This window comes from Bradyrhizobium liaoningense, assembly GCF_018130825.1.
GTDB lineage: Bacteria > Pseudomonadota > Alphaproteobacteria > Rhizobiales > Xanthobacteraceae > Bradyrhizobium > Bradyrhizobium liaoningense_B.
In genome coordinates, this window is the sequence record NZ_JAFCJS010000002.1 from 95,609 (window position 1) to 113,724 (window position 18,116).

At 58.2% G+C, this 18,116-nt stretch carries 13 protein-coding genes and 1 pseudogene; 9 read left to right on the plus strand and 5 right to left on the minus strand.

Features of this window, described 5'->3' with window-relative positions; translation table 11 throughout:
* Positions 1 to 68: 68 nt before the first annotated feature.
* The 4 genes from JQ603_RS09075 to JQ603_RS09090 all read right to left on the minus strand — a co-directional run bounded on the left by JQ603_RS09075 (position 69) and on the right by JQ603_RS09090 (position 6,880).
* A complete protein-coding gene (locus tag JQ603_RS09075; RefSeq protein ID WP_212338433.1) occupies positions 69 to 1,607 on the minus strand; it encodes a lipopolysaccharide biosynthesis protein in 1,539 nt (512 codons plus the stop codon).
* Positions 1,608 to 1,674: 67 nt separating this feature from the next.
* A complete protein-coding gene (locus tag JQ603_RS09080; protein WP_212338435.1) occupies positions 1,675 to 2,838 on the minus strand; it encodes a glycosyltransferase family 4 protein in 1,164 nt (387 codons plus the stop codon).
* Positions 2,835 to 4,271: an O-antigen ligase family protein gene (locus JQ603_RS09085; protein WP_212338437.1), complete on the minus strand. Its 1,437-nt coding sequence runs from the start codon at positions 4,269 to 4,271 to the stop codon at positions 2,835 to 2,837. Before JQ603_RS09085 ends, JQ603_RS09080 begins: the two co-directional genes overlap by 4 nt.
* Before the next feature lie 578 nt (positions 4,272 to 4,849).
* Positions 4,850 to 6,880, minus strand: coding sequence for a hypothetical protein (locus JQ603_RS09090; RefSeq protein WP_212338439.1), 2,031 nt, complete (start codon positions 6,878 to 6,880; stop codon positions 4,850 to 4,852).
* 159 nt (positions 6,881 to 7,039) lie between these two features.
* Between JQ603_RS09090 and JQ603_RS09095 the strand changes: the two genes are divergently transcribed.
* The 5 genes from JQ603_RS09095 (at position 7,040) to JQ603_RS09120 (ending at position 12,578) form a co-directional block, all read left to right on the plus strand.
* Entirely contained in the window at positions 7,040 to 8,161 is a 1,122-nt protein-coding gene (locus tag JQ603_RS09095; protein ID WP_212338441.1) for a Gfo/Idh/MocA family protein, read from the plus strand.
* On the plus strand, positions 8,148 to 8,807 hold the full coding sequence (locus JQ603_RS09100; protein ID WP_212338443.1) for a sugar transferase: 660 nt from the start codon (positions 8,148 to 8,150) through the stop codon (positions 8,805 to 8,807). The genes JQ603_RS09095 and JQ603_RS09100 overlap by 14 nt, the downstream gene beginning before the upstream one ends.
* The gene (locus JQ603_RS09105; protein WP_212338445.1) at positions 8,797 to 10,053 is read left to right on the plus strand and encodes a DegT/DnrJ/EryC1/StrS family aminotransferase; all 1,257 of its coding nucleotides are present in this window, start codon (positions 8,797 to 8,799) and stop codon (positions 10,051 to 10,053) included. Before JQ603_RS09100 ends, JQ603_RS09105 begins: the two co-directional genes overlap by 11 nt.
* A 225-nt stretch (positions 10,054 to 10,278) precedes the next feature.
* Complete coding sequence (locus JQ603_RS09115; RefSeq protein WP_212338459.1) at positions 10,279 to 11,421, plus strand: glycosyltransferase; 1,143 nt, start codon at positions 10,279 to 10,281, stop codon at positions 11,419 to 11,421.
* Between the two features lie 134 nt (positions 11,422 to 11,555).
* Entirely contained in the window at positions 11,556 to 12,578 is a 1,023-nt protein-coding gene (locus JQ603_RS09120) for a glycosyltransferase (RefSeq protein WP_212338462.1), read from the plus strand.
* Positions 12,579 to 12,669: 91 nt separating this feature from the next.
* On the opposite strand, the gene JQ603_RS09125 is transcribed toward JQ603_RS09120, so the two are convergent.
* Complete coding sequence (locus tag JQ603_RS09125; RefSeq protein WP_212340007.1) at positions 12,670 to 12,912, minus strand: hypothetical protein; 243 nt, start codon at positions 12,910 to 12,912, stop codon at positions 12,670 to 12,672.
* On the opposite strand from JQ603_RS09125, the gene asnB reads away from it, so the two are divergent.
* From asnB to JQ603_RS38490, 4 genes and pseudogenes are all read left to right on the plus strand, one after another.
* Positions 12,833 to 14,737 (plus strand): asparagine synthase (glutamine-hydrolyzing), encoded by a 1,905-nt coding sequence (asnB, locus tag JQ603_RS09130; protein ID WP_212338465.1) that lies wholly within the window; start codon positions 12,833 to 12,835, stop codon positions 14,735 to 14,737. The two genes, JQ603_RS09125 and asnB, sit on opposite strands and share 80 nt — an antisense overlap.
* A gap of 83 nt (positions 14,738 to 14,820) precedes the next feature.
* On the plus strand, positions 14,821 to 15,303 hold the full coding sequence (locus JQ603_RS09135) for an acyltransferase (RefSeq protein ID WP_212338468.1): 483 nt from the start codon (positions 14,821 to 14,823) through the stop codon (positions 15,301 to 15,303).
* A 66-nt stretch (positions 15,304 to 15,369) separates the two neighbouring features.
* On the plus strand, positions 15,370 to 16,659 hold the full coding sequence (locus JQ603_RS09140; protein WP_349630719.1) for a glycosyltransferase family 4 protein: 1,290 nt from the start codon (positions 15,370 to 15,372) through the stop codon (positions 16,657 to 16,659).
* Between the two features lie 885 nt (positions 16,660 to 17,544).
* Positions 17,545 to 17,747, plus strand: a pseudogene (locus JQ603_RS38490) (hypothetical protein); the annotation flags it as partial.
* Positions 17,748 to 18,116 lie beyond the last annotated feature (369 nt).

An 18,116-nucleotide genomic window follows, 5' to 3' on the forward strand; every position in this document is an offset into this window, starting at 1 on the left:
ACGCTCGACGAATGAACCATGCGCTCCAGGCACTCTTTGCCAGGGGGACGTGTCTTGAATGTCGGCGCTCAGCTGGTTCGGCCATCGGGCGTTACTTCCGCCGTTTCACGAAGGAGAGACAACAGCGACCGATGCATGTTCGTGAGCACAAATCCGAGCAGCATGGTCATCACAAAGACCGAGGACTTCACGACGAGGCGGAGAAAGACGGATGTGTCCAGCCCGGAGCAGAGGACGTGGACGACGAGCACACCGACTGCGACCACAACGATGACTTTACAAGTCTGATCGAGCCGTATCATTTGAGCGATGCTGGTTCCCAGTGCTTTGGAAACCATGTTCAAGGCCCAGCACTCCCAAAGAACAAGGCTTGTGACGCTTCCGGCTACCACGCCGGCAAGTCCGAAAAACTGGAGACCAAGAATGCTCAAAGCAATCGATAGCAGAAGAGATATTGCGCCGATTTTTGCGGCCCGCCGGCCGAATCCAAATACCTGAAGGAGATGGCCTGCCGCGAAGGCGGTAGCCATCTGTCCCAGGAGATAGATGCGCATGAGCGGCACCGCCCCCAGATACTCGCGCGTATATATGAGTTCGACGAGCTCGTTTGCGGTCGAGATCAGCAACCCGAGAACTGGGGGCAGCATCATTCCCAGTACGAGGTATCCCTTCTGTATCAGGGCGAGGGCGTCATCGAGTTTGCCCGCGCCAACCAAGGAACTGATCTTGGGTAGAAGAGCATCATTGAGAGGCTGGCGGGTCAACGTTCCGACCAACAGAACCGTCGACGCAATCGAGATAAGTGCAAAGGCCGTGTTCGAGAAGTTCGTCGCCACGACCCATTGGTCCGCCTGCACGCGCAAAAGGAAAAACCCCTGGGCGACAGCAAAGGGCAACGAATAATTCAATTGCAAGCGTGCGAGCTGCCTGTCGAATGCGAGTCCCGTTTCCTGCGCGGCAAACAGAGCATAGGCGAGTGCTATCCCGACCTTCACCATGGCCGCGCCGCACATGGCCACCAGAACCCAGGTCACGTCCCCCGACGCGACTGCCGCACCTGCCAATGCCGCCGCCCTGAGTATCGCAAAGCCGACCGTTGCACAGGCCTGCCACTCCGATTTTCCATCCGCGTTCGGCAATACGTCGAGAATCGATGCCAATATCCAGGTGCCGACGAAAATCTGCACGAGCGGCGAGTAGCGCTGCAAGCCGGCGATCGAGCCAGGCAAGACGGGCATCAGCACCAAAAGCAAGAGAACCGAAAGACCGCCGAGTGCGAACAGGCTCAGGAGCGTATTCCCCACCAGCTTCGGCCGAGTCCCGGGAGTAGCGCGCGGCAGGAAATAAACCAGGGACTGCGGCAGGAAAAGGGGAAACAGGATCAACCCTGTCGAGGCAACCAACCACATCAGGCGGTAGTCCCCAAACTCCTGCTGGGTCAGGTGGCGGACCAGGATGACCGGCAGCGCCATTTGTATGGCATACTCGAATAGCCCTGCGGTAGCCAGAAAACCGGCCTTGCGGCGAATCCCTGACGTCATGCCGTGCGCGCCCCCCTCCATGCGGCCTCGTCCAGCAGGCTGTCGTGCTTCCAGCGCATCGGTCATAAGGAAATGAGGCCATGCACGCGCTGACGCGCATGCATGCCATCCCTCCTGTGTCCATCGCCGCCGATCAGGAGCCCCATCGCCACACCGGTTTGCTCGACGCGCGTCGTTCCTTCCTTCGGCGAATCGCTTTTTCGATTGCTGCGACATAGGGCTTCAGCACCACGTGATCGCCATGCATCCGGTCCATGTAGCTTCTGCATCGCTCGGACGCCTTTCGCCATTCTGTTTCATCGGCAATCAAGTGGTCGGCAACGTAAGCCATCTCATCGATGGACCGGGGTGAGGCACCCAGACCTTCGCGCTTGATGAGTCCATCGGGATCGAAAAATGATATTACCGGAACGCCGCGACGCCAGGACTGAAGAAAGGAATTGGGAAAACCCTCTGTGTGCGAGGTATTGACGAAAATCTTGGCGCGGTCATAGAGGTCACCGACGTCGTGATAAGGCACACGACCGCAAAACGTCAGGTTCGGCAGTTGTTTCGCGGCAGACTCGATCTTGCTGTACAGGTCGGAACAACCCGGTTGTGGACCGCCAACCATGTGGATATGCCGGGAAGGCATGCGGCGCGCCAACTCGATGGCGAGCTCGGGGCGCTTGAAGTCACGCAGGTTGCTGACCCAAAGAATTTCCACGTCGCGCTGATCGCGCTCCAGCTGCCGATCCGGGGGATCCACCAGCATGTCACCGACCACGCTCGTCAATCCATAATTTTCCAAGAGCGCGCGTTGCTGGCCGGCGTGCTGGCAAAGGACACTATCAGCCCTCCTCAATCCGTATTCGTAAAGCTTTTTGTCTCGTGTGTAGCGTATCAGCAGCTTCTCCGGATCGGCATCCGTGTCATGTGCCAATCGGTGGACGAGGCCACGTCCATGCCGGCGGCAGAACATCGCGACCAAGCCGACGCGCGTGCCGGCACTGCTCGTGTAGTAGACGTCGGCATCGGCACGCATCAACGCCGCCCACGTTGCGGTCCAACGGGGATAAACAAAACGAAGAACCGGAAGGCCTGCATCCGCACGATAGGTTCTGTAGGTCGTGACGTCGTGCCAGGCCGCTGCGTCGGACTGACCGTAATCGCCGACGACCATGGAAACCTGGTATCCACGAGCAACGAGTGCTCTCGCGAGCAGCGTCTGTTGGACCTCCTCCCCGCCAATACCATGGTGATTGTATTCGGGGGCAAGGACCGGGAGGTTTTCAAGACCGACGAAACACACCTTCATGGCTGCGTTCTTTTGGTCGAACAGGTTGATTGGGCCTGGCCGAGTGCGAGCCCATAACACAGCCAAAGGGCTACCTGCGGGTAGGTCGGTACAAATCGGTCATCCGTCAATCCCTGGACGGCGAGGCACATCAGGCAAACAACGCCCCCTTCGAAAACCCCGCGCCATAGGGGATCACCATGGTTCTTCGCGAGGCGTCTGAACATGGCCCAAGCCGACCAGAAGAAGGCTGCGACGACTGCGACACCCACCATCCCCATATCAAGAAGAACGCCGAGATAGGCATTATGGGGGTGTCCGACCGGAAGCATTTCTCCGTGGAGATTGGGAGTGGCCCACATGGTCGAACCGAGGCCATGCCCGAGGATGGGCGCTTCCCAGAACGTTGGCAATAGTGGGCGCCAGATCATGTCGGGGCGACCGGCCGTGATTGCATGAGTATCGTCTGTGGCGAAACCTGTCGTCGCTCGTTCGACGAATGCGCCGGGCAATAACAAGGTGACACCGACGATGATCGATAGCGCAAGAACGATCTGGCCTGTTCGGCGCCGGGTGATCAGATAATGTCCAACGATGATGGCAAGGCCGATAAAGGCGCCTCGAGAAAAGGTCAGCGCCGCCATCGCGGCGGCGGCGATGGCGCATGCAAAAAGCGTCAGGCGCGGAATCGGTCGGGCGGTGGCCGCCGCCGTGTAGAGCAGGATCGCAAACCCCAAATTCGCCATGAGGCCGATCTCATTGGCGTGCATTCCGGTCCAACTGAGAAAACCGCGCTCTCTTGCGGACGCGAGACTTTCAAGGCTGATGCCGTTGCCAACGAGGTCGCCCACGACGAGCATGAAGAAGGCAACAAGGGCCCCTGCGAGCGCCCAGATCAGAGATTGCCCACCTCCATTTCGCGAGACCACAGCCGCCATCCAAGCCACGACAAGGATAATCATCGGCTTAGCGAAACTGTCGAGGATGTATGTCTTCACGGTTAAAGGCTCCTCGCCTGGAATCGTGATCGCTTGCTCTGCCGACCCGGAGCCGTTGTAGGCGGCGAGTGCAATCAGTGCGACATAAACCAGTAGTGCCGACGGCAGGTGGGGGAATCGAACGGCCTCTCGGAGCGAAGCCAAGCACAACGACGAGAACGTGAGCACGAGCAGGCAATTTTCCGAATTGAATCCGGTGACCTCGAATACCTGACGCGGAACCATTTGGGTTGACGCGAAGGGTAACAGTAACACCAACAGCCAGACTCCATTCCGGTAGTCGGCGAGAACCACCGCCGCGGCAATCGGCAACGAATAGAGAAAAAAGGGAATCGTTCCCCCGACCATTGCCGTCAATCCGCCGCCGATCGCGGCAAATATCCCGATGAGAATCAAGAATAAAATGTCGGCTCGCAACGGCGAGACGGAGCTGGAATTCGAGAAGGAGCCGTTCATCTATCGATGGCCATGTTGTCGAATGACGTTTTGCGTGGCGTCATCGTCCGCGACATCACGGATGATGCCGCGAGGAGATCGTGAGCGCAGCTGATGTCATTCGTGACCAGATTGAGATAGTGCGCGAGATTCGCCGTCTCATGCTTCATATGCAAGCGTCTGATGCTGCGTGAACTCTGCGAATTGGGGGTAATCCTTTCGACTGCTCCGACACGTGCTCCTGGCGGCGGGCAAGACCGCCGCCTGTGTGCGCGCGGACCAGTGCGCCAGCAATGCCCTTTCGAGACCAGGGCAGCGCCCAGTCTTCAATGCAGAATCTCTTTCGGGCCACAGGCGCTTGCTGGCTTCGCGGCCACCCTCCAGCGAGGTTGCACATCTGGGCCTCGATCGCCGTTCGACCTTTCCGCAACACAATGCCTGATCCGCGGTGCCGCCATGCAGGAGACGATACCATTCCATTGCGCAACGCCAATTTGCCGTCCCAATGTTAGATCCGACGGGGCGCGCGGGAGGCCGAGTGACGACCGATTGAACGCGACCTATCGGGTCAGGCGTCTCGATTGCGGCGCGCCTCCCGGCTACAGGCGAAAGCGAAACAGGTCGCTGGACCCGTAATTGTCACGAAGTTCGGATAGATATCGCCGAGCCGCCACTCCAAGTCGGTATGAGACCGATTCTGAATCTGGGAAAGCATCCGGCTGTTCGTGATAAACACAGCGTATATCCGCCGTTCTGCCGGGCGGGATATCGACGATCAGTCTAAGACATCCGTCCATGTATTCGTGCGCGACGATCTCCTGGTTGACTGTAACATTTTTCAAGGAGGCGACCTGTGGTTCTTCCTTCATAACTCGGATCCGTCGCGTCATCGCCTCCTTGTTTTCGATGCGGAGTTGTTCAGCAAACATCCTTATTTTGCTCGTTCCGCCGCTGGCTTTAATGCTGTAGCTGCGGCAAACGGCGTCCCCGAGAGTCCGCCAACAGAGTTTCCACCGCAAGGATGCAAGCTGTCGGAGGAACTCCGCCAGTTCGCTGCCATGGCCCCGGAAAATGTCGTGATGCCCGGCGATGAAGCACGGCTTGCCCAGGATTCCGTCAAATGCGAAGTTTTCAATGCCGTGGTGAATGTACCGCCGGGTAAAGATCGAGAATCCCCCATACCGGACGATGGCGACACTCCACAGGTCGGCAAGTGTCGTTTCGTTCGACGCGTCATCGGCTGGTGCGACTTCCGTGTTCACTGCCGCGACGAAACCGTTTCGTTTAAGAGCCGACGCTGCCTCCGGCGAGAATGCCCCTTGCGGGAAAACCATCACGTTTTCATGATCAAGCGCGGTCTTGTTGAGAAGGGACTGCATCCGACACTTCGCGGTCTTCAGTTTTCTGTCGAGGAGTTCGGCTGAACGGGCTGCAAATTCACCACGGGTGTGATCGCAGCCGTGCACACAAACGGATAGTTTTCCGCTATTTTTCCGAAAGGCGGCAACGGTGTCGCGATTTGTTCGTTGCCAGTTCCATGGAATGAAGGCGATGGTCGTCGCGAACGTCTGCTTGTCGGCCAAGTGCAGTAGCTCGCCAAAATCGAGAAGGCCGTATCGTGGCCTCAGGGGTGGATCGTCGATGATCAGGCACGCGTTTGTTTCGGAGGTGGTCCAGCAGATGTCGCGGAACGACCACTTCAGATACATCACGACTGGCACCGCACCGGCGAAACGGCTCTTCACGTCAAAATAAGTCGCAGCCCGTTCGCGAATGTCCACCATCGTCAGTGACGCGTCGGCAAAAAAGCGCACGCCGGAATGAGCAAATCCGGCGAACAGATGTCCCTCAGGCGCCACGGCGATGCTCTGCAATTCGCCACCATCCCGGATGACAAGCGCCGCATCCGCGGCGCCGGGCTGCAGTTGGATCTGCAGGGCCGACATAGGGCCGCACATGTCTGGAAAAGCATCAGTGACGGACACGGTTATCGGCCACGCGTCGATGCCGCGGATATCCGCCTCCGGGTCTCCCGTGATCTGGCGCAGCAGAGCCCTGCAGGGATCCCCAGGTTGAAATCCATAGACGAACACTGAAGCGGCTGCCGCCAACCAGGCCGGAAACGTTCCGGCCTTGCAGGGCTGCAAGATTTCGGCGAGCCAGCGCGCGGAAGTCAGGATGGAGAATTGCGGATGACTTGCCGTCAGCTCGGCTACCTTGTCCCCGTTGGCTTCGCTGACTGTCAGCGCTGTCCATGGAATTCCGAAAAAATCTAGGATTTCCGCTAGATTGCAATCCTCGGGCGATGGGGTGTCGTCGCTGCGGAGCAGGAGCGCGATCGAAGAACCCGTGTCCATGGCGTGGGCGCTCCTCCCTGGTTGTCGCATCATCCCTCGGTAAGGCCAGCGGACATCCTGCGGATCGCCCGCGACCTTGAGACTGTGCTCCTCTTTGGGGAGTCCTATACCAAAGATCGCCAGGTTTCCACTGAAGGACGCCGGCGCAATGGTTCTGTCGGCCAACATATCTGCGATGGGCGATGCGGGCAGCTTGTCGCAATCGGCGCGGACTCTGCGCTGAAAACCCATGGAGTGATAAGGCGTTAGATGGTTGACCAGCCAATCAATCACTTTGGCTATGACCAACGCTACGAGAGCAGGGCGCGGGGGGTGGTCCAACCTGTGTACCCCCAAAGAGCGTGGATCATAATCCCTGTTCTAACGCGGCGCGCGCGCCCAATCGGTTATCTTGAATCGATGCACGCTGAGCGCCTTCAGACAGGAGCCAACATGGCGAATATGGCGAATAAGGACGCGGAAATTCGGACCAGGAACGGCGGCCCTTCGCTCGCAGTCATCGGTTGCGGCTACTGGGGTTCGAAGCACATCCGCGTCAGCTGCGATATACGCGATGCAAGGTTGTCGATGGCCGTTGATCCGCGTCCTGACAGATTGGAATATATCCGTTCACAATATCCTTCTGTCGCTGTTTCGCGAGATATCGGCGCGGTACTGAATAACCCTTCTATAGACGGAGTCATTGTCGCCACCCCTGTAGAGACGCACTTTGAATTGGCGCGAGCGGTGCTCCAGGCCGGAAAGCACGCGCTCGTCGAGAAGCCGCTCGCCATGACGAGCGCGCAATGCCGCGAGTTGAATGCGATCGCCGAAAAGCGAAAGCGCGTGCTGATGGTCGGGCACACGTTCGAGTATCACCCGGCGGTCGGTGTCATGCGCCAGATGATCAAGAGCGGCTCTCTCGGTGAGCTTTACTACATTGATTCGCGGCGCCTTAATCTCGGTCTCTACCGGCAGGACGCCAATGTCCTTTGGGACTTGGCGCCGCACGACCTCTCGATCATCTTCTGCTTGCTGGAGGAGGTGCCGCAAACCATCGGCGCCTGGGGGTGCGCGCACGTTCTGCCCAACGTCGAGGATGTTGTTTACGCCAAGATGGGCTTCAAGAGCGGCCCGACCGCCCATGTGCATGTTTCCTGGTTGGACCCGGTCAAGGTGCGCCAGACGACGATCGTTGGAAGCGATGCGATGCTGGTGTTCGACGACGTGCAGCCGTCCGAAAAACTGCGCGTTTACCAGAAGCGATTCAGGCCGCGGATCGACGGCGACTCCTATGCCGATTTCCAGTCGGCCTATCATCATGGCGACGTGCATATTCCCGCGATATCCAGCAGTGAACCGCTGAAGCTCGAGATACTCGACTTCGTCAATGCGATCGTGACCGGGGAACGGCCGTGCGCGGACGGAATGCACGGGCTGCGCGTCGTCGAAGCGCTCGAGGCGGCATCGGCGTGTCTACGGCTCAAGTACAAGCACGGTAGCAATGGCAAGGATCAACGGATATTTCGGCGGCGGAACATGCCGGCGGGAGGTCCCGAAGTTGCCGTCGCATGACGCCACGCGACGGAAGGCGACCCCGCGGGAATTCGGCAAGCGGGCGCTCGACGTCGCGATCAGCGTTATCGCGATCGTGCCGCTGGCCCTCGTCTTCATCGTGGTGTGGATAGCAATCCATCTCGACAGTCCCGGGCCAGCGGTCTTTCGCCAACGTCGCATCGGGCGAGACGAGAAGCCGTTCGACTGCTTCAAATTCCGGACACTTCACCACAACGCCGACGAAAACGTCCATCGCGAGGCGATCCGGAGGGCTTGGGCAAAGGAACTCCTCTCGAACGACCCCGCCGCCCCATACAAGCTGACGGACGATCCTCGCGTGACGCGCGTGGGACGGTGGCTGCGGAGAACCAGCTTCGACGAACTGCCTCAATTCCTCAACGTATTGCGGGGCGAAATGAGCATCGTCGGTCCGCGGCCAGCGATTCCCTATGAACTCGAATACTTCCGGGACTGGCACCATAAGCGTCACATTGTGAAGCCCGGGATAACCGGAATTTGCCAGGTGCGCGGTCGGGGTCGTGTCAGCCCCGAGGTGATGCTCGAGATGGACGTCGACTATGCAATGAACTGGACCCTATGGACCGACCTGAAGTTGATTGCCCTGACGTTTCCCGCGGTTCTGCGGGGGCACGGTGCTCGATGACGTTCTCTGGAAACAAAGACGGATTCTCGTGAGGTTGGAAAAAATGCACATTCCGTTTGTCGATCTCAAAGCGCAATATGAGACGCTAAAAGACGACGTGGCCGAAGCAATTCGGGACGTTCTAACCTCCGCGCAGTTCATAGGCGGCGAAACGCTTGCCTCGTTCGAAAGAGATTTCGCCGCGTATTGCCAGGTGCGCCATGCGCGCGGCGTGGCGAACGGCACGGACGCAATTCATCTGGCGCTGCGGGCCTTGGATATTGGTCATGGCGACGAGGTGATTACAACCGCCCATACCTTCATCGCCACCGCGGCCGCCATCGTGGCGACGGGGGCGCGGCCTGTGTTCGTCGATATCGATCCGGACACCTACACGATTGATCCCGAGATGATCGAGCGCGCCGTAACGGATCGTACAAGAGCAATCATCGCAGTCCACCTCTTCGGGCAGCCGGCTGACATGGGTCCAATCAAGGACATCGCACGGCGGCGCGGCCTCTATGTACTAGAAGACGCAGCCCAGGCGCACGGGGCGGAATATCAGGGTGTCCGAACGGGGGCGCTCGGCGATGTCGCATGTTTCTCGTTTTATCCAGCGAAGAATCTCGGCGCCTATGGCGACGGCGGAGCGGTCACCACCAACAATGCCGCGATCGCCCAGCGGATCGAACGACTGCGTGACCACGGTCGAACCACTCACTACAGCCACGCCGAGATCGGGTTCAACAGCCGGCTCGACGCGCTCCAGGCGGCAGTCCTGCAGGTCAAGCTCCGGCGTCTGGATGAATGGAACACCAATCGGCGACGCGCTGCGGAGTGGTACGCCACTGAATTGGCCCAGTCGGGGATCGAGACGCCGTTCGTTCGCAAGGGGGCGACGCACGTCTACCATCTGTATGTGATCACCACGAACGATCGTGACGCAATGCGAACCAAGTTAGACGAAGCCGGCGTGGCGACCGGGATTCACTATCCGTTGCCGCTCCACCTACAGCCTGCTTTCGAGCATCTCGGCTACAGGCAGGGCGACTTGCCGTGCTGCGAAGCGATGGCCGCTCGATCATTGTCCCTGCCCATGTTTCCCGAGCTCACACGCGACCAAGTGCGCCGTGTCGCCGCGATTGCGCGCGCTGCGGCCGAGCGGGACGGTCACAAGAACTTGCAGCGGAAGTCGGCGTATTCGTCCGCTGCGCTGCAGGCGTCAGAATCGGCGTTGGCGCCGTCGTCGGCGCCGGTGCGGTGGTGACGAAGGACGTGCCCGACGGTGCGCTCGTGATGGGCGTCCCGGCGGAGATCCGACGACGGCTCAACGGGCTAGCGGTGCAGACCAGTGACCCGGTGGCAGTTCGTGCCGAGCGTCGAGGCAACACTAATCGTGAGGATCCTCTGCGTCGCCAACGTACATCAACCTATATCAAAGTCCCAATTGTGGTTGAGCGCTGGGACTGCGGTCGTAAGGTCGGGTGAAGGAATGCTGAATTCGTCAAGGCCCGCGATCAGGGTGCTGCATATAACCGACACGTTGGCCTCCGGGGGGAAGGAGCGGCAACTGGTTGAATTGCTGCGTGGGTTCAGCAAACTAGATGGGTTCATTAACGAACTCGTCGTTCTTTCAGATACCATCCACTATGACGAGATTAGGTCACTGGGAATAAAAATACACATCATCAGAAGAAGCCGACAATGGGACTTCAGTATTTTCGAAAAGCTATATGGCCTGGCGAGACGATACCGACCGGACATAATATATTCGTGGGAGTCGATGTGTTCGGTGTATGCGTCACCAATTGCGTTGATATCTCGATCGGCTCTGATCAATGCAATGATACAAAACGCACCGCCCCATCTGAATTTGAAAGATTATACGTACCGACGTTTACGTCTGACAGCTCCATTTTCAACTGTAATATTGGCAAATTCATTAGCGGGACTTAGAGCTTTTCGAGTTGAGGGCAAAAAAGCTCTTTGTATACGAAACGGTTTTGATTTTGATCGAATAAACAATCTTCCGGACGTCAACGATGTCAAGCGTTCGATGGATATAAGAACCAAACACGTAGTCGGTATGGTCGGAAGATTCCATCGAGAGAGAGACTATAGTACGTTCTTCAAGGCGGCAAAATTGGTGTGCAGCGAGCGGAAGGACATTACATTCGTCGCTGTGGGCGAAGGCCCAGATCTTGAAAGCTTCATGGAGCGTGTGAAGCGCGACGGTCTTTCGAATGTGCGCATTCTGGGAGTCAGAAAACGGGTCGAAGAAGTCATAAGAACCTTTTCCGTCGGAGTATTGGTCTCAACAAACGGAGAGGGAATCTCTAATGTGATTCTAGAGTACATGGCGCTGGAAAAGCCGGTCATAGCCACAGACGTGGCGGGCAATCGCGAAATCGTCAAGGACGGAGAGAATGGATTCCTAATTCCATTCGGAGACGAAAATGCACTGGCGTCGCGGATAAGGGAAATTGTCGACTGTCCTGGCATTGGAAGCGCGTTCGGTCGTGCAGGACGGGTGCTCGTCGAGGAGAAGTTCGGGATTGAGCAAATGGTGCAGAAGCACGTTGAGCTGTTTCGGCAATTGGCAAGCGGCCATAGGGTGCCTTCTGTTGCGGTTTGACTGCGAGCCGGGGCCTCAGATTGATCGAACGACCATATTTGGAGCCTGTTGAGAAGCATTGGTCGCTATGTGCGGGATTGCGATAGTCGAGCTGGATCTGATTTCCTATTTGGTCATCAAACGGGGTTTTTGACGTGCGCCGGGTGAGCGAATGGCCATTTCCCGGAGGCCACAAGGAGCAAGCTGCGTTGATTGTTCTGCATGTTACGGGCGCGTACCCTACTGCACAGAATCCGTCTGCGGGCGTTTTCATCCGCACTCAAGTGGAGTCGCTGGCGAAGCTTGGGATTGATGTTGATGTTTGCCTGCTGAAGAGCACAGGCATTGGCAAATATATCAAGGGTATTGCTGAAGTACGGAGGGCTGTACGTTCGAGGCAGTACGATATCGTTCATGCGCACTATATGTACTCAGGCTGGACAGCCAGATTCGCTACGACCCTGCCGCTCGTTGTGTCTTTTATGGGCAACGACGTATATGGAGATTGCAACGAGCGGGGAGAATATCGATTCTCGAATCGAGTGTTGCACGGACTATTCTCCCGTTTATTGTCGTGTGCGACGGCTCGCAATATTGCGAAGAGTGCCGGCCTTGCAAAATATCTTCGCGCCAAAACAACGTCGATCATTTCCAATGGGATAGATCTTGATGTCTTCTATCCCAGAACGGTCGCTAAGCACGAAGTGGGTTTAAAGGAAGACGAGCAGCACGTCCTATTTGCAGGCAGGCCTTCGGCAGGGGGCTATAAGAGATACCCGCTCGCCGAAGCCGCTTTTGAGTTGGTTCGAAAATCCAATCCATCTGCCCAATTGGTCACACTTGATAAGAGGCCTCAGGAAGAGGTAGCGCGCTTCCTGAACGCCGTCGATTGTTTGCTGCTTACGTCCGCTCATGAGGGTTCTCCGAACATTGTAAAGGAGGCTCTTGCCTGCAATCTACCGATTGTTTCCGTCGATGTTGGCGACGTGGCCGAGCGAATTAAAGAGTTCGAAGGATGTTACATCGTGTCTGACGAACCGACCTCTATCGCGGAAGCTGCAGAGAAGGTACTGGTCCGTGGAAAGCGTCTTTCCGGCGGTTATGCCGCGGTCCATGAACTTTCGCTTGCAACGGTCGCAAGGCGAATACAATCTTTGTACGAACGCGTTCTTTCGTGAAGCTGCAGGAGCGGAAGGCTGGCGCGGGGCGGCCGATGGCGATCGTCGATGAACAGCACACCGTCGCCGACGAACGCTTCGCCGCCGATAGTCACGCCGGCGCTGGGATTGAAGAGACAATTTGGGAAACCCGATCGCAGGTGCGGGCGAGATAATCGCCGAACCGGGCAACCTCGACAAGATAATGCGAGAGTGTTTTCTGTCTTCCTGGTTTGTCGTTGACGAGGCGATCGAGCGCGCCAAAGGATTCCACCATGTGCGGCATCTGCGGGCAGTTTAACTTCGGCAACGGTGCGCCCGTCAGCGCTTCCACCATCGAGGCGATGATGGGCACGATCGTCCACCGCGGCCCCGACGACGCCGGCCGGCATTTGGACCGGAATCTCGGCTTGGGTTTCCGCCGACTGGCGATCATCGATCTGTCACCCGCGGGACACCAGCCCATGTCTGACCAAGCCCAAACGGTGTGGGTGGTCTTCAACGGAGAGATATACAATTATCAGAAGCTCCGGCAGGAGTTGCAGGGGCACGGCCACGTGTTTCGTTCCAACTGCGACACCGAGGTGATCGTGCACGGCTACAAGCAGTGGGGTGACGCCGCGCTGAACCGCTTCAACGGCATGTTCGGCCTCGCTATCTGGGACGTGAAAAAGCGCCGGCTGCTGCTGGCGCGCGATCCGATGGGCATCAAGCCGGTCTACTACGCAATCCGCAACGGATCGCTCGCTTTTGGTTCGGAGATTCGGCCGGTCCGCGTTGCTCTAGGCGAGCCGGGCGTTGATCCCGAAGCCGTCGCTCTTTTTCTGCGCTATCGCTACACGCCGGCCCCGCGCACGATGTTCAAGGGCATCCAGAAGCTCGCCGCGGGTGAAAAACTCGTCGTCGAAAACGGCCAGGTGCACGTCTCGCGCTACTACCAGTTCGTCCCGGAGCCATTCGCCCCGCAGCCCCGCCCGGAGGAGGCGGCGGAAAAATTGGTCGAGCTGTACAGGGCGGCCATGAAGCGGCATCTCATCAGCGACGTTCCGCTCGGACTGCTGCTCAGCGGCGGCCTGGATTCGGGTCTGCTGTTGGCGCTGATGAGCTCCTATGGCCGCGACTGGCACACGTTTAGCATCGGGTATGGTTCGTCGTTCGCCGATGATGAGCTCGAGGATGCCGGAAAAACGGCCCGGACCTACGGGGCCAAGCACAATGCGGTTCACCTCACCCGGGAAACGTTTGAAGACGTCCTGCCCCGCATCGTGGATGTCCTCGAGGAACCGGTCGCCTCGTCATCGATCGTGCCCATGTACTTCGTCTGTCAGCGGGCTCGTGAAAACGTGAAGGTGGCACTCATCGGCCAAGGGCCGGATGAGCTGTTCGGCGGATACAACCGACACCTAGGCGTGCACTATGGCGCCGCCTGGCGCGCGCTGCCCGCCTGGTTGCAGACACCCAGTGCCGCACTCGCGCGCGCCCTCCCGCGGAACGATACGATCAAGCGTGGCCTTTACTCGCTGCACGAGTCCGACCGGCTTCGTCGTTTCCAGCAGATATTCTCCCTGGTTTCGGACGACGCGATGCAGGGGCTTTTTCGCCCCGAACTGATTGCTGACGGGGAAGTTGCCGTGGCGGCCCGCTGCTGGGAGGAATACCGGCCGGCCTTCGAAAACCTGGACGACCTGAGCGCCTTTCAGTTACTCGAGCTGCGCTCGTCGCTGCCGGACGAGTTGCTCATGTATGGCGACAAGCTGTCCATGGCGCACGCCCTCGAGGTTCGCGTACCCTATCTCGATCGTGAAGTGGTCGAGCACGTCCAGCAATTGGGCGCGTCCTTCAAGGTGCGTCATGGCATTCGCAAGTGGCTTCATCGCGAAGTGAGCAAGCGGCTGTTGTCGTCGGAAATCATCCATCGCAAGAAGCGCGGATTTGCGGTGAATGTGGTCGATGGGTGGTTCCGCCAATCCCTCGACGGAGGGATCCGGCAATACTTGGCCGATCCGCAGTCACAGATCTACCGGTTCTTGGAGCCGGCTGCGGTGCAATCCATGCTGCGTGACCACGCGGCAGGCCGGGCCGACCACCACAAGATGCTATTTAGTATCGTCGTGCTGGAGCAATGGCTCCGCAGCGTCCGTCTGACACGGCGGACGCGATGTCCACATCCCGTGCATTAGGCTGGAGGGTCGCCAAGCGGGCACTAAATTATCCCTGAGAGGGCGCGACAATTGCGACAGTAAGTATGGTTCGGAGTGATAGTATGCCAAAACCGATGATCGCGCGGGTTAGATCCAAGTTAGCTTTGCTCAATTATGAATTGAGGCGGTTGTATTTTGTTTATTTTTGGAAAATGGATATAAAAAAGGGGACACGCATCTCGCTTAGCGCAAAACTGGATAAGACAAATCCTACGGGTATACACATTGGTGAGAATACTGCGGTTGCTTTTCGATCTGCAATACTTGCTCATGATTTCATAAACACAAAGCACAAGGACGTTTTTATTGGCGACAACTGCCTGATCGGAGCGGGTTCGGTAATAATGCCAGGAATTCAAATCGGAAATAATTGCATTGTGTCGCCAAACAGCGTGGTTTTGCAAAATGTGCCAGCGGGATCCATCGTAATGGGCAATCCGGCCAAAATCGTTCAGAAGAACATTATAACCGGCCCATGGGGAACCCGCTGCTCAACCCAAGAAAGCTCCCGCGAAACGTCTGCAGCGGCGACTTGTCAGGGCTGAGCGCGGCCGCCGCTTCAGCTTGACCTCTCGTTCCTCAAGCTGCCCAGTCCGCGCATAAAGCTTGCCGTGTTCTCACTGACCGAGGTAGGCGCAATGGTTCTCTCAGCGAACATATCTGCGGCAGGTGATACGGCCGGCGCGGTCCTCATCATCGTTGAGAACCTGCCGGTGCCGACCGATCGCCGGGTCTGGACGCAGGCCACAGCGCTGCATCACGCTGGTTACACCGTCTCGGTCATTTGCCCCAAAGGAAGGGGATATGACAAGGGATACGAGCAGATGGACGGTGTGCATATCTACCGCCATCCACGGGGTGTGGAAGGCTCGGGCGCCCTGACTTATCTTCTCGAATATACCGTCGCCCTTTTTTGGCAATTCGTTCTCTCGTTGAAAGTGTTGTCCAGGCATGGATTCGATATTCTTCATGCATGCAATCCACCGGACTTGATCTTCTTGATTGCGCTTTTCTACAAAGTTTTCTTTGGCAAGAAATTTCTGTTTGATCAGCATGATCCCGCGCCCGAACTTTATGAGGTCAAGTTCGGCCGCCAGGATTTCCTTTATCGGCTCCTGCTCCTGCTTGAACGCTGGACGTTTCGCTCGGCTGACGGGAGCCTTGTGACAAACCCTACCCTGAAGCGGCAGGCCGTGGAGCGAGGCGGGATGCCGCCAGACAGGGTCTGGATTGTCAGAAGCGTCCCCGAGCTTGGGCGCTTCAGCCGGGTCAAGCCCGAACTGTCGGTCAGGCGGGACTGTCGATATCTCGTCGGCTACGTGGGAATGATGGCCGAGCAGGACGGTGTAGACCTCCTGGTCAAGGCGATGGAACACATCGTCAAGCGCCTGCATCGAACGGATATCGCCTGCCTGATCATCGGCGACGGGCCGGAGGCAGATCGGCTCAGGGCGCTCACAAGCGAACTCGGGATTACCGACAAAGTCGAATTTGCCGGATACATTTCGGGCGATCCGCTTCCCGCCATGCTGGCGGCTTGCGACATCGGCGTCGTTCCGGATCCGCCCAATGCCTGCAATGTGGTTATGTCGATGATCAAAGTCTTTGAATACATGGCGCTCGGGCTGCCGTTCGTCCTGTTCGACTTGGCACAGGCGAGGGTTGATGCAGGCGACGCTGGCCTGGTGGTGGCGGAGCCGACGCCGCGGGCGCTCGGCGAAGGAATCGTGGCGCTGCTTGAGGACGAGGCCGGGCGCGAGCGTATGCGGAACTACGGCAGGGAGCGTGCCTACGGCGCATTTCAGTGGGAGCTCGAAAAGCGTTCGCTTCTCGCCGCCTATACGACGCTGGCGCCGAGGCGCGCACGTGCAGGGACACCAGCCGATGCGAATCCTCACTGAGAGCGGAAGCAATTAGCCTCCGGGCCGTGGAGCGGGTGAACTGCTCGATCGCGAGGTCGAGTGTACCACGGCCCAGCCCCTTGGATCGCGAGCGTAATGTCCGGATCTTGGCTCCCGGCAGCGGCAAGACCGATCTGCACGGGGTGCGCGCCAGCGGCCGGACCTCGCGTGTCAATCGTTGCGATGTTCGTTCGTGCCGGGTAGAAAACCTTTCATTGAAAATGCGGTTTCGAAGATTCGGGTGCCGATCGGGACCAGGTAACTGCCAGCCCCCCGCTAGAGAACGCTGACGTTGATTTTGTCCGCGCTGTCGGATGTTTTTGTCTAGGCGTCTGGGGCGGTACCTCTTTGGTCCACCTCTTTCAGTTCTTGTCCGCGTGTTTTAATGCGACCGTAAATCGCATTGTGCTGCGCTAGTCTCATTGAGACGCTCCATGCGTGGACGCTGGATCGCCACATGAGTCAGGCATCAGCTTCGTCAACACACTCGCCTCCGTTCGATGTGGCCGCTCGTTTCGCCTAGCCTGAGATCGTGGCGATCGGCTCGCGCGGTGGGACAGGCGAGATACGGCTGCTCTCCTAGCCCACGATGAAGTTGACGAGGTCACCTGACTGCATCCTGGTGGACCGATGCCGATGGGCGGGTCCGCCGCCGCGTGCCGCACGACTTGGTAGGTCACCGGGTTCGCCTCTCTTCCGATTGCTGGGCGCAGGTCACCGGCAACGCGCTCAACTTCCAGATCGTACTTGAGGTCAGCCTTCGCAATAATCCTTACGGGTTACCCTGGAGCGGCAATCTGTTCGGTCGCAAGATGGCTCCGCCATGCCGCCGATCGGTGGACCTGCAACGCCACTTCCTCCAAACAGATCGACAAACGACGCCACATTGCATGCTTATGGGCGCAGCGTTGCCACGTGCACTTCATGCGCAACGTGCTGGCGCATGCGGGCAAACGTGCTGGCGCATGCGGGCAAGAGCACGCGGCGCGTCGTCTCCGCTTCCATCGCCACCGTTCGCCCAGGAAGATGCGACTGATGTGCTCGCCTATGCGACGTTCCCGCGCTGGCATCGGACCAAGCTGTACTCTCCGACGCGATACAAGCTGACAGAAAAATCGGGTGCGCGTGTCTTGAACCAACCGATTCAATACGTGGCGTAATATAGGCGCGTATGAGGCAAGTGCCGGGCGCTACCTACTTGAGTATAAATCACACTTTGAAAGTTTTTTCGCCATTTTTGCTCATTAGGCAACCGACCTAGCAGTCGGGGGGCACCTTCAAAAATCCCACTGCTTTGGAGTCCGCTCGCGGTCCGAGACCGCGATGCGTTGGAATCCGCTCGCGGTCCGAGACTGTGATGCGTTGGAATCTGCTTGTGGCCTGAGGTTGCGAGCACGTGGTATGTCGCGCGCCTTCGTGATGCGCGGCAGTGGAATTCCTTTGTCAACGTCAAAGAC